At 45.4% G+C, this 13,852-nt stretch carries 6 protein-coding genes; 5 read left to right on the top strand and 1 reads right to left on the bottom strand.

Going from position 1 to position 13,852, the window contains the following annotated elements:
* Positions 1–73 precede the first annotated feature (73 nt).
* Positions 74–2,467, bottom strand: coding sequence for a glucan 1,4-alpha-glucosidase (locus AAGC78_RS16240; RefSeq protein ID WP_435785152.1), 2,394 nt, complete (start codon positions 2,465–2,467; stop codon positions 74–76).
* Positions 2,468–2,919: 452 nt separating this feature from the next.
* Here AAGC78_RS16240 and AAGC78_RS16235 point away from each other — a divergent pair, with 452 nt between their 5' ends.
* From AAGC78_RS16235 to AAGC78_RS16215, 5 genes are all read left to right on the top strand, one after another.
* Positions 2,920–4,542 carry an alpha-glucosidase family protein gene (locus tag AAGC78_RS16235; RefSeq protein ID WP_435785151.1) on the top strand — a complete coding sequence of 541 codons (1,623 nt, stop codon included), beginning with the start codon at positions 2,920–2,922 and terminating at the stop codon, positions 4,540–4,542.
* A 447-nt stretch (positions 4,543–4,989) separates the two neighbouring features.
* The gene (locus AAGC78_RS16230) at positions 4,990–7,785 is read left to right on the top strand and encodes a TonB-dependent receptor (RefSeq protein WP_435785150.1); all 2,796 of its coding nucleotides are present in this window, start codon (positions 4,990–4,992) and stop codon (positions 7,783–7,785) included.
* A gap of 154 nt (positions 7,786–7,939) precedes the next feature.
* Positions 7,940–9,787 (top strand): glycoside hydrolase family 13 protein, encoded by a 1,848-nt coding sequence (locus AAGC78_RS16225; RefSeq protein WP_435785149.1) that lies wholly within the window; start codon positions 7,940–7,942, stop codon positions 9,785–9,787.
* 74 nt (positions 9,788–9,861) lie between these two features.
* Positions 9,862–11,754 (top strand): alpha-amylase family glycosyl hydrolase, encoded by a 1,893-nt coding sequence (locus tag AAGC78_RS16220; protein WP_435785148.1) that lies wholly within the window; start codon positions 9,862–9,864, stop codon positions 11,752–11,754.
* Positions 11,755–11,857: 103 nt separating this feature from the next.
* Positions 11,858–13,759 (top strand): glycoside hydrolase family 13 protein, encoded by a 1,902-nt coding sequence (locus AAGC78_RS16215; protein ID WP_435785147.1) that lies wholly within the window; start codon positions 11,858–11,860, stop codon positions 13,757–13,759.
* Positions 13,760–13,852: the final 93 nt, after the last annotated feature.

The raw sequence follows: 13,852 nt of genomic DNA, 5'->3' as shown, positions 1-13,852 counted from the left end.
GCCTTTTTATAAAATTATTTGTTGTTGTAGTCTGCGCCCGGTAGTGCCGGGCGCAATAAAAAGAATAGCAGTATTATTTTACGTAGCGCGCTTCAGTGCTGGCATTTCTGTCCCACACTTTCCCGTCGCTGTAGCTGCGCAACAATTTAATATATTCCGCATGAGTCCATGCCAATGGCGTTGCAGAGTTGGTGCCTTGGCCGAGTGCATAATTGTAGGTGGAGTTGTTGCCGACACCATCCCATACCTGTTCTGGCAGCATCATCCCTTCATTGGCAAATAATTCCATGCCTTTAACATAGGTGTTGCGCAGTTTTTCTATATCCGCCTGATTATTCACTTTGGCTAATTGCAATTCAAAGTGTCCGCGTTCGCCGGTAAAGAATGGCCACACTCGACCGCGACCTTCGGTTGAATTGTTAGATTCAACATAGCCCATGCCTTTGGTGGTTTCTTCTCCGTAACCATCGATACCGTAACGGCGCCAACCGGGGAAAGTGCCTTCCACACCGGGGAAGGTAAATTCGTATTTAGTGCGCAGTAAATCCGGCAATTTCAGATTGTCGTATTCCGGTAAAGTTTCGAGAATTTTTTTATCGTTGGCAGCGCGTACACCGTAGCGCACTAATTCCAAAAATCCGCCATCAATTACTTGCGATTCATCGGCAATAGTTTGCGCATTACGTACATCTAATGGTGAATGATCATCCGGATTGTCATTGGCATTAATCCGCAAATAATAATTGCCGTTGCCCAAGTCACCGGTCAGTGAACCTTTGGTGGTGTAAGTGAGTGATTCCAATTCAGTGGAATATTTATCAGCTGCTGCGAGATAGCGTTTTGCATTTTCTGCATCACCAGCATGGGTGGCAATATCGGCTGCAGAAACCAATCCTGCAATTACTGCTGCAGTGGTTGATGGCGAATAGCCTTGTTGTTCTTCCCAGCGCTCTTGTTGTGTGAAGGGCGGTTTGATGGTGGTGTCATTCCACAAAATTTTTACTGCGCCGCCATCCACCAGGAAATTCGCTGCAGGCTTGAGCATTTTGTTGTACCAGTGAGTGATGTCGGCATCGCTCAGCACACCTTCTTTCCACAAGCGCCAGCCGAGCATTAGCGGCATGCCAGTTTGATCGAGTTGTACACCAACCCATTCCGGTTCGCCATCGACATGGGTCTTTTGCAAGAACCATCCGGGGACACCGGTATAGCCCGCTATTTTTTCACTCGCTTGAATCTGCTCGAGGTATTCAAATGCAACGCGCGGTGATTCGGTGTCGCCCAGTGCCAGCATTGCCATAGCAACTTGATAAAAATCGCGCGGCCATACCGCTTTATAACCGGTCGCCGGTTTTTCTGCTGACTTATGATCGCCCCAAGGGTTAGAGAGCGATGCGATAAATGCACCTGCATGGGTTTTATCTTCCTGTGCTTTTAATACCATTGCACTGGTGTAAAGTAATTTTCCGTTATCGGTTGCCGTTGCCGCTAATTTTCCAAGCGCGGGCAATGATTGCAGATAATCTTGCCAGCCAATTGCATCTCCATCACCGTTATAGTGTGCGAGTACTTTGTCGTAACCTTTTGCCAGAGTTTGCTCCGCAGCAGCGGTACTTTCTGATTCATTTTTACCGAAGCCAAGCACAATATCCCACTGTGCGCTTGCACCATTTTTTACTTCCGGCATTTGCAAGGTAAAAGCAACATTACCTTTAGTTGCGCCGGTAGTGGAATAATTTTTGGTAATTTTCCCGGCAGTTTTTAATTCGCTGATGCCGTCAGAAACACCTTCAAATCCGACCACACTTTGCACCACTTTTGCAGTGGTTTTTAAAGTCATGCTGGTGTTGCCATCGGTTGCTGTCCAGTTGCCATTGGCGAATACGGTGCTGTCATTGCTGCCGGTATTAGCGATGGCTGGATTGACATAGGCATAAGCGGTTACGCCATCAGCCAATGCACGAAATTGCACGCGCATCATTAATGTTTGAGCATCCGGATCGGTAAAAATATGTTTTTCAATTTCATATTTTCCCTCTTTATCTTTATTCACAATTTTGTAGGCAAGTGATTGCGGGCGACCTTGTTCGTCTGTCTTTAAATATTCGATAGTGGAAATAGTGTCTTTCTTTTCTTCATCAAGAAAGTCGCTGCCTTTGATAAAAAATTGCAGCTCTTGTAATTGCGCTTCGTGAATCAAACCGTACATGGTTTCGGTGAGTACACCTTGTGCGATGGAAAACCAGACTTTGGAAATGACGCCGGTTGCACCTGCATCACTGTATGCACCATTGGTGTATTGCTCAAATGAAGTACCTATGCCGGTTTTTCCTGAATACGCCCATACAGAAGCATTGCCTGGAGCACCTGGTGCAGTTGCATCAGCGGGTGGATTGGTCGATGACTTATCGGAGCAGGCAAGTAATAGGCTGCTGCTGATCACCAGTGCGAGGAGATTTTTTTTCATGGCAATGCTCTCGTGTAGTAAAGAAATCGTGTAACAACAATTGTGTGGTAACGATTGTGTAGTAAAGAAATCAGGAAATTTTATTTATATTCTTCTGTATGTTGCGCATTTAAGCGGCATGGTGCTCTTCGCTATAAGCTCGAGTCGTCATAGCAGAAATGACTATTTCGATACCTTAGGGCTTGGCTAAACTGATCACAAGGCACTGCATACGTATTCAGGTTGCATACGTATGCATCAAAGATTAGTCCATATTTTTCCGGGCACGGTGAAATATCTGGCACTTATGAATACGTATTCTATGGCTTTTGCAGGGTTAAAACTCCGCTCGGCGACTTGCATACGTATGTAGTCACTTGGCGAAAAAATATTGCTCGCGTATGTTGGTATTACGTAGTTTGGGCACTGCTGTAAGGCTGCTCGTGAGATCAATAACAAGAGATTCCCGTAAAATGACAACAACTCCCTGGTGGCGCGGCGCGGTGATATATCAGGTATATCCACGCAGTTTGATGGACGCCAACAACGACGGTATAGGCGATATTCCCGGTATTATCAGCAAACTCGATTACATATCGAGTTTGGGCGTGGACGCTATTTGGGTGTCCCCCTTTTTTAAATCGCCGATGAAAGATTTTGGTTACGATATCAGTGACTACCGCGATATTGATCCGATTTTTGGCACGCTTGCCGACTTTGACGAATTAATTGCCAAGGCTCATGGGCGCGGCATCAAAATTATTATTGATCAGGTATTGAGTCATACATCTGATCAGCATGCATGGTTTACGGCGAGCCGTGAATCGCGCGATAACCCGCATTCAGACTGGTATGTATGGGCTGATCCTTTGCCCGATGGCAATCCGCCCAACAATTGGTTGGCGATCTTTGGTGGTTCTGCATGGGAGTGGGAGCCGCGTCGCTGCCAATATTATTTGCATAACTTTTTAAAATCCCAACCGGATTTAAATTACCACTGTCCGCAAGTGCGTGAACAAATTCTGCAAGAAGTTGAATTTTGGTTGAAGCGCGGTGTTGATGGTTTACGTTTGGATGCGATTAATTTTTGCTTCCACGATAAAGAATTGCGTTCCAATCCGGTCAAGCCGGAAGAAGAAAGAAAGGGGCGCGGCTTCTCGCTCGACAATCCCTACGCATTCCAGAAACATATTTACGACAACACTCGCCCGGAAAATCTGGAATTTCTGGAGAGCTTGCGTGCGCTTATGGATCGCTATCCCGGCACAGTAACGCTCGGTGAAATTTCTGCGGATGATTCGCTCAAAACCATGGCGGAATACACCACTGGTAATTCGCGTTTGCACATGGCTTACAGTTTTGAATTGCTGGTAGAAAAATTATCCGGCACTTACATTCGCGATACGGTGGAAACACTGGAAGAGAATTTATCGGAAGGTTGGCCGTGCTGGGCAATTGGCAACCACGATGTACGCCGTTTTATGTCGCGTTGGGGCGGTAAACACCAATCACCGCAGTTAGCAAAAACGCTCAATGCATTATTGCTTTCCCTGCGCGGCAGTGTGTGCAGTTATCAAGGTGAAGAGTTGGGTTTAACCGAAGCGGAAATCCTGCAGCACGAATTGCAAGATCCTTACGGCATTACTTTCTGGCCACGTTTTAAAGGCCGTGATGGCTGCCGCACGCCTATGCCCTGGAACCACAGCGATACCTACGCCGGTTTTTCCCAAGTGAAAGGTTGGCTGCCGATTCCTGCATCCCACAAAGAGCAGGCCGTGAATTTGCAGGATGGTGATAACGCATCGATCCTCAATGCCTATCGCCAATTTATGCAGTGGCGCAAACAGCAACCGGCATTGCGTTTTGGCGATATAGAATTTATTGCGGATGCGGAAACTTATCTTGCATTTATCCGTCACTACGGCGATGAAAAATTCTTGTGTGCGTTTAATTTTTCTGCAGATGCACAAACTATTTCGCTCGGCGCTGATTACCTGCTTGAAGCAGTGGACGGGCATGGTTGCCAGTCTGTAAGTGCACAGGGTAATAGTATTTCAGTTCCCGCTTATGGCACATTGATTTCGCGCTTGCGTTAAGTTTGATTAATTTTTGTTATTCCTCTCGTTGTTGTGTTTTTGTCGTCTCAATTTATGAGGGCCTTATGGCCCTCTTTTTTATTGCAGTATGTGCGTTGTTTTCCTTATTTTGTCGCATTTTCCCTTATCTAATTATTTCTGCAGGTGCTTTGAATAAAAGTGCTTATTTGATTTTTATTTTTAAAGCGCTGGATTGAAAAAATTAATCAACTAGGCTTACAGCTGTAACTATTTACGTGGTACTGGTTCCGCTATGCGTGTGATTGCATACGTATGCGGGGCGCTGAATACGTATGCATTCTATTGTGAGGGCAATAGCAGAAGGCCTACTATCATTTCAACGACAGAACCACTCTGTTTTACGTTTATGCGTGACGTATATACGTGGGAATAGTCGTTACGCATATCTTAAAAATAAAAGCTACACCTCCGCGGAGAGCAATAACCATGAAAAAGCACACGTTCAACCACATGCTCGCATTAGCCGCCACCATGGCAATGGTATCGGGCTCACAGGCTGTTTACGCACAAGGTAGTGATGATTCTGTTGAAGAAGTCACTGTGACCGGTTTTCGCGCCAGCTTGCAAAATTCTATCGCAACCAAACAAGAATCCTCTTCTGTTATCGAAGCTTTGACTGCTGAAGATATCGGTAAGCTTCCAGACACCAGTATCGCTGAATCCCTTGCACGTTTGCCCGGTTTGGCCGGTGAGCGCCGCGATGGTCGTACCAGTGGTATTTCGGTGCGTGGTTTCAACGAGAACTACGTAGCGACCACCATGAATGGCCGCGAAATTTTAGGTATTGGTGATAACCGCGGCGTTGAATACGATTTGTATCCGTCAGAAATTTTGTCCGGTGCTGTAATTTATAAAACCCCGGATGCAAGCAAAGTACATCAAGGCCTTGGTGGTATTGTTGATCTGCAAACCATTCGCCCGCTTGAGCGCGATCGCATTCTGACCATCAACGCCAACTATGAATTAAATGATCTGAAATCTGCTAACCCGGATTTTGACGATACCGGTCATCGCGCTGCATTTATTTATTCTGACAAATTTGCTGATGACACCATCGGTTTGGCATTGTCATTCGCGACTATGGAATCACCAAGCCAGGAAGAACAATTCCGCGGCTGGGGTTACGCTGATCTCGATAACGAAGGCCCTGGTGAAGTTGTTGCCTTGGGCGGCCACGATTCATTTGTTCGCTCATCGTTAATGGATCGCGATACTTTCTCTGGTGTATTGCAATTCGCTCCTAATGATCAGTGGACCTTCACCCTCGATGCACTTTACATCGACTTTACTGATTCAAAAGTATTCCGCGGTGTGGAAGAAGGTACTGTATGGGGCGGTGGTGTAACCAACGTTCACTCAACGGTTGAAGATAATCTGGTAACTTCCGGTGAGTGGAGCGGTTTCCACAGCGTTATCCGTAACGATGGCGAAGTGAAAGATGGCGAGTTGACCACTTTTGGTTTCAACGCCGAATATTTGGTTAACGACAATTGGGCGTTAAAACTCGATGTATCGAGCGGAGAATCTTCAAAAGATTTGCTCAACATTGAAAGCTACTCAGGTGTTGGCCGTGCAGGTACTGCAACTCAAGGTGCACCAGCGGCGCGTTCATACGTATTGACTGCTGATGGCGCACGTTTTGGTCCGCATTCAACAATAGCGACCCCAGATTATTCTAACCCTGCGAATATTCGCTTGGCTGGTCCACAAGCATGGGGTGGTGCAATTGCTCCGTTGGTGGGTGGACAAAATAACGCGCAAGACGGCTTCGTAAACAATCCCTATTTTGAAGAAGAGTTGAATGCAGTTCGCTTGCAGGCGAACGGTGAAATTGAATTCTCCATCGTTAAAGGTGTTGAGTTCGGTATCAATTATTCTGATCGCACCAAATCCAAAGTTAACTACGGCGCATTCCTGATTGCTCCCGGATTCTATGCAGCGGACGGTGTGACTATTGCTAACGGTGATATCGCAGTACCGGAAGAATATATTGTTGGCAGTGCGGATTTAAGTTTCCTCGGTTTGGGTAGCGTGCTTGCCTATGACGGTGTTGGTATTTACAAAGATGGTCTCTATCGCACTATCGATGCGACCACTACCGAGCCTGGTCGTAAAGGCGACACCTATGAAGTAACCGAGAAGGTAACTACTGCATACGGTTTGGCGAAATTTGAAACTGGAATCCTGACCGGTAATGTTGGCTTGCAAGTGGTGTCATCGGATCAATCGGGTACTGGTTTTGATGCCTTCACTGGTGAGAATACATTAGTAACTGCAATTCCTGTTTCTGAAAGCGACAAGTACACCAAGTTGTTGCCTAGCTTGAACATGAATTTCCAAATTACTGATGATCAAATTATTCGTTTTGCTGCATCAAAAACGGCATCACGCGCACGTATGGATGCAATGCGTCCTAACAGTGTAATTGGTTTCAGTTTCGATACTGCACGTCGTAGCAGTTCCGATCCGGAATTCAGTGCGTGGAGTGCATCAGAAGGTAATACCCATCTGAAGCCAATCGAAGCAATCCAGTCTGACCTGTCTTACGAATATTATTATGCTGATGACGGTTTTGTGTCTTTGACTTACTTCTACAAAGATCTGCAAAACTGGCACGTATCTGAAAGTGTGGTAACTGATTTCACCCAATGGATTATTCCTGGCTATCACGATGCGGGTATTCCTGAATTGGTTTCAACCAGTGGTTTGACTACTCGTACATTTGAAGCGGGCGGTGGTTACGTTGCTGGTAACGAAGTGCAAGTCAGCTTCCCGTTCCATGTGTTGAGCGACAGCCTTGATGGTTTCGGTATTCTTGCAAGCGGTACTTTCCTGAGTGGTGAAATTGACTACGATGGCGAGAAGCAACGTATTCCTGGTTTGTCAAAAGAGTCTTATCAGCTGACTGTGTATTTTGAAAAAGCCGGCTTTGAATTCCGTGTGAGCGGTCGTAAACGTGATTCTTACCTGACTGAAGAGCGCGGTGTGAGTTTGGCGTTGACTCCAGCGGTGGATCAAGGGTCTGAATTGTGGGATGCGCAAATTGGTTATGACTTCAGTGAATCAGGCATTGATTCGTTGAAAGGCTTGACCTTGACGCTGCAAGCACAAAACCTGACCAACGAAAAAACCGTTACTACTCAGGAAACAGATTCACGTCAGGTTAACCGTTATCAAAACTTTGGCGCTAACTACTTGTTAGGTGCCAGCTACAAGTTCTAATCAGGTTGTTAGTTCTCTGATTGTTAAAAACCCTGCCAGCAGTTGCCGGCAGGGTTTTTTTTCAAGTTTGTAAAAAATGTTTTATCTCAGTAGTAAAATCCCGAATACCAAATTGATAACCATTTAATAATGATTTGATAACAACAGGATTTATATGAAAAAAATAATTCTATTGATCAGTTTATGTTGGTGTGTAAATAACGCTATTGCCGCACCATACGAAGTAAAACATCTTGAGCCTGCAAATTGGTGGGTGGGGATGAAATACCATCAAGTCGAGTTGATGGTGCATGGCGAAAACATCAGCGCTACTACACCTGCTATTGCCTATCCCGGTGTTACGATTTTTGAGACAAAAAAAACCGATAATCCTAACTACCTGTTTGTAACAATTGAGGTTGCCGCTTCGGCTAAGCCGGGCAAATTTGCAATTGATTTCAAACTAGATGGTGTTAAGAAAAGCAGCTTTAGCTACAGCTTGTTGGCGCGCGAAAAAAATTCCGCGAATCGTCAGGGCTTTACGGCTAGAGATGCTATTTACTTAATCACGCCCGACCGTTTTGCCAATGGCAATCCTAAAAATGATTCAGTTGCCGGAATGACTGAGCAGCCGGATCGCGCCAATAAAGGTGGCCGCCATGGTGGCGACATTGCGGGCATGACCCAGCATCTCGATTACATTGCCAAAATGGGTTTCACCCAAATTTGGCCTAATCCGCTTACCGAAAATAATCAGCCCACTTATTCCTACCATGGCTATGCCGCAACTGATTTATATTTGGTCGATGCGCGTTATGGCACTAATGATGATTTTAAAAATTTTGTCGCCAAAGCGAAGCAAAAAAATATCGGCGTTATCCAGGATATTATCCTCAACCATATAGGCTCAAAACACTGGTGGATGAGCGATATGCCCGCGCGCGATTGGTTGAATTTTCCAGATAAGTACACCGAGACAACCCATCGTCGCACCACCATACAAGATCCCTACGCGGCACCAGCAGATAAAGAATTATTTGTCAGCGGTTGGTTTACCACCGGCATGCCGGATTTAAACCAGCGCAATCCTCAGCTCGCACGCTACCTCATACAAAATACAATTTGGTGGATTGAATACGCGGGCTTGAGTGGTGTGCGTGAAGATACCTACGGTTATTCCGACGAGAAGTTTTTGTCGCAATGGGCACAAATAGTGATGGAGGAATATCCGAATTTTAATATGGTAGGCGAAGAGTGGAGCGGTAACCCTGCGGTGGTTGCGCACTGGCAAAAAGGTAAGCAAAACAAAAGCGGCCACGTCCCCTATATCACCAGCATGATGGATTTTCCTATCTATGATGCGTTGCGCTTGGCACTGTATGAGAAAGAGGGTTGGGACACTGGCATTATTCGTTTATATGAAACACTGGCGGATGATTTCATTTATCCCGATCCATTTAATTTAGTGATTTTCCCGGAAAACCACGACACCTCGCGTATTTATTCTTACCTCAATGAAGATGTTGATCTGTTCAAAATGGCGATGGTGTATATGGCAACCATGCGCGGCATTCCGCAGTTTTATTACGGTTCTGAGGTGCTGATGACGAGTCCGCGCGAGCGTGATGACGGCGCAGTACGTGCGGATATGCCCGGGGGTTGGAAAGGCGATAACAAAAATGCCTTTACCGGAAAAGGTCTCAGTGCAAAAGAAAAAGATGCACAGGCTTATATTAAAACCCTGCTTAACTGGCGGAAAAATGCCGAGGTAATCCATCGCGGAAAGCTTCAGCATTTTGCACCTGTTGATGGAATTTATGTGTATTTCCGTTATTTGGATAATCGCGCGGTAATGGTAGTGTTGAATAAAAACCCTGAAACAAAAACGCTGGATTTACAGCGCTTCAAGGGTTTGCTGACAGGAAAAACGAAAGCTGTAGATGCGCTTGCCGGGAGTAAATTGGATATCACCAAACCGCTGACCTTATCGCCCAAGGCATCATTGGTTATTGATTTGCAATAAAGCGTTAAACACTATCAGGAATTTTTCAGTGAATAATTTCTGATAGTTATTTTGTTTTGCTGGATGAAAAGTGTATGAATAAAAAACTCTGGATCTTTAGTGGCGCTATTGTGGCACTGGCTGCATGCAGTCCTCTAATAAAAAAACCGGTGGAGCCTGCAGCGACTCAGGTTGCACAGGGAAAGCTTGTGGTCTATCAAATATTTACCCGCCTTTATGGCAATACCAATACCACTAATAAACCTTGCGGCACCATTGAAGAAAATGGTGTGGGTAAATTTAACGATATTACCGCTACTGCACTCAAATCTATTAAAGAGTTGGGGGTGACCCATGTGTGGTACACAGGTGTGCCGCACCATGCGGTTATTCGCGATTACACCGCTTACGGTATTAGTAATGATGATCCCGATGTGGTCAAAGGCCGCGCCGGTTCTCCTTACGCGGTAAAAGATTATTACAACGTAAATCCTGATCTTGCAGTAGATCCAGCAAATCGTTTACAAGAATTTGAAGCGCTGATTGCGCGCACCCATGCGCAGGGAATGAAGGTGATTATCGATATAGTGCCTAATCATGTTGCGCGCAGCTATCAATCACTCAGCAAGCCTGAAGGTGTAAGCGATTTTGGCGCGAACGATAATAAAAATGTTGAATACGCGCGTGACAATAATTTTTATTATGTGGTTGGGCAGGATTTTAAAGTGCCTGAAGCGAAACATAATTATCGTCCTTTGGGGGGCGAGAAGCATCTGCTTAGCGATGGTTACTTCAATGAAAAACCAGCCAAGTGGACCGGCAATGGCTCGCGCCTGGCGCAACCCCATTTTGATGATTGGTATGAAACGGTAAAAATTAATTACGGCGTTCGCCCGGATGGCAGCAAGGATTTTCCTGAATTACCTGCAGGCTATGCACAAAAAAATGTGCGCGAGCATGCACAGTTTTGGCAGGGCAAAAACGTTCCTGATTCATGGATCAAGTTTCGCCAGATTGCTGAATACTGGTTGGCAAAAGGTGTCGATGGCTTTCGTTATGACATGGCAGAAATGGTGCCGGTTGAATTCTGGAGTTATTTAAACTCTGCCATCAAGCAAAAAAATCCTAACGCATTTTTGTTGGCAGAAGTTTATAACCCGCAGGAGTATCGCAACTATATTCGCTTGGGGAAAATGGATTATCTCTACGACAAAGTAGAAATGTACGATAGCTTGAAGGCCATCATGCAAGGTAAGTCTGGTACTGATGTTATCGCATCGGTGCAGGCAGGCATGAACGATATTGAAGAACATATGCTGCACTTTTTGGAAAACCATGATGAGCAACGTATTGCTAGCCCCGCATTTGCAGGCAGTGCAGAAAAAGCCAAACCGGCGATGGTGGTGTCAGCATTGATTAGCCGCTCACCTACTATGATTTATTTTGGTCAAGAAGTGGGTGAGGCTGGGGCATTGGATTCCGGCTTTGGCGATCCTACCCGCACCACTATTTTTGATTACGCCGGTGTACCTGCGCATCAGCGTTTTATGAATGCGGGTAAATTCGACGGTGGGCAGTCATCGGCGGATGAAAAAAATCTGCGGGCGTTTTATCGTGATTTATTAGTTCTCTCTGCGCAGGAGTCGGGTTTTACTGGTGACTACTTTGAGCTGCATTCGTTTAACCGAAATAGTACTCAAGCAAATGGGCACGTGTATGACGAAAAATTATTTTCGTTCGTGCGCTGGGATGAACAACAGCGTTGGATAGTGGTTAATAATTTTAGCGATTCAGAAGCGCGACAAGTTTCCTTAAACTTACCTCCGGAGTTAATAAAACTATGGAAGCTTGATGCGGGCTCTCACCAACTGGTTTCGCGTTTGGGCAATCATCCTCAACAATATGAGCTGATCGTCCGCTCGGATAGCGCTAGCGTAAACTTACATCTGGCTCCGCTTGAATCCTTGGTGTTAAAACTCGATCATTAATAATTGTAAAGCGTAAATCTGAATACGTATGTAGTGGGTTGGTTGCACAAAGAGGGTTAAGTATTCTTCCCGAAGAATATTAATAACCATCAAGGATTATGCAATGCGCACGACTCACTACATGCACTTCTCACTTCTTCCTTTTTTCAAAACTAGCAGAAGTTTGAAAATATTTACTGTTTTCATCCTGCTTTTTTGCTCATCACTTTCCTTCGCAGCGAATTATAAAATAGAGCACCTTGAGCCATTACACTGGTGGGTGGGTATGAAAAATCCCGATGTGCAATTAATGGTGCATGGGCCGGGTATCGCCGAGTTAACGCCGGAGTTGCAATACGCTGGCGTCAGTCTGCGCGGTGTTGAGCACACAAATAACAATAATTATTTATTTATCAATTTGCATATCGCCCCAAATACCAAGCCGGGTGATATTAAAATTCGTTTCACTAAAAAAGGTAGTGAAGTACTGCAAACATCCTATCGCTTGGAAAATCGTCGCTCTGGCTCGGCAGAGAGAGCAAGTTTTTCTGCGAAGGATGTTATTTACCTGATTACACCTGATCGATTTGCGAATGGTGATCCCGCCAACGACTCTCATCCGGAGATGCTTGAAGCTGCCAATCGCACCAGTCCGGTTGGGCGTCACGGTGGCGATATAAAAGGCATTGCTCAGCAGCTGGATTATATTGCCGGCATGGGTTTTACGATGGTTTGGCCTACACCGCTAATTGAAAATAATCAGCCGCAGTATTCTTATCACGGCTATTCGCCGACTAATTTGTATCGTATCGACCCGCGTATGGGTACTAATGAGGATTATAAAAAAATCGTGGCGCAGGCGCGTAAAAAAGGCCTGGGTTTTATTAATGATATTGTGCTCAATCACATTGGTTCAGGTCATTGGTGGATGAAAGATTTACCTGCTGCTGATTGGCTAAATTATCAAAGCGGTTTTGTGCCCACTAATAATCAGCACACAACGGTATTGGATATTCATGTTGCGCCGGAAGATCGTCAGCAATTCACTGACGGTTGGTTTGTTGAAACTATGCCGGATATGAACCATAGAAACCCGCTGCTTGCACGTTACTTAATCCAGAATACAATTTGGTGGATTGAATACGCGGACTTGTCCGGTATTCGTGAAGATACTTATGCCTACTCGGATAAAGACTTTTTGGCGCGTTGGGGTAAAGCGGTGTTGGAGGAGTATCCACAATTAAATATTGTGGGTGAGGAAATGAATTCCAATCCGCACATTTTGGCGTACTGGCAAAAGGGTGTGAAAAATCGCGATGGCTATGAATCGCATTTGCCCAGCCTAATGGATTTTCCGGTGGTATACCTGACTCCGGAGGTGCTGAATGCGCAAGAGACTGAATCGTCTGGATTGATCAAACTCTATGAAATGATCGCCAATGATTTTGTGTACGCTGATCCGATGAATTTAATGTTGTTCCCCGATAATCACGATATGTCACGCATCTATTCGCTCTTGCATGAAAATCTGGATTTATTAAAGACATCCTTACTGTTTGTCGCAACCACGCGCGGTATTCCGCAATATTATTATGGGACTGAAGTGCTAATCAAAAGCCCTTATGTGCGCGATGATGGATTACTGCGTGCCGATATGCCCGGTGGGTGGAAGGGCGATAAAGCGAACGCTTTTACCCGCAAAGGACTGACCAGCGCTCAGCGCGATGTGCAGGATTTTTTGCAGCGTTTATTGCTCTGGCGTAAAACCAGCGCAGCAGTTACCCAGGGAACACTTACCCATTACATTCCCCAGTCCGGACACTATGTTTATTTTCGTGAGCACGGCAAGCAGCGGGTGATGGTTGTTATCAATAAGAATAAAAGTGAATCCCGGCTGGATCTGTCGCGTTTTAAACGCGTGATTGGCGAGACTGTTTCCGGTACAGATGTGATCACCGGGAAAGCAATAAGTTTACGTACACCGCTGGTGTTGCCGCCCCTGCAGTCCCAAGTGATTGAGTTCTAAACAGGCGATTGAATTCTAAGTTGGTTGTCTGCTTATGTCGAATTGATTGATGCTGCCAATATACAGCTTTTCAGTTTAGATATTTTTCTCATT

Source organism: Cellvibrio sp., from assembly GCF_039207905.1.
Lineage (GTDB): Bacteria > Pseudomonadota > Gammaproteobacteria > Pseudomonadales > Cellvibrionaceae > Cellvibrio.
Note: the sequence above shows the minus strand (reverse complement) of the source record. Positions and strands in the feature narration are given on the sequence as shown.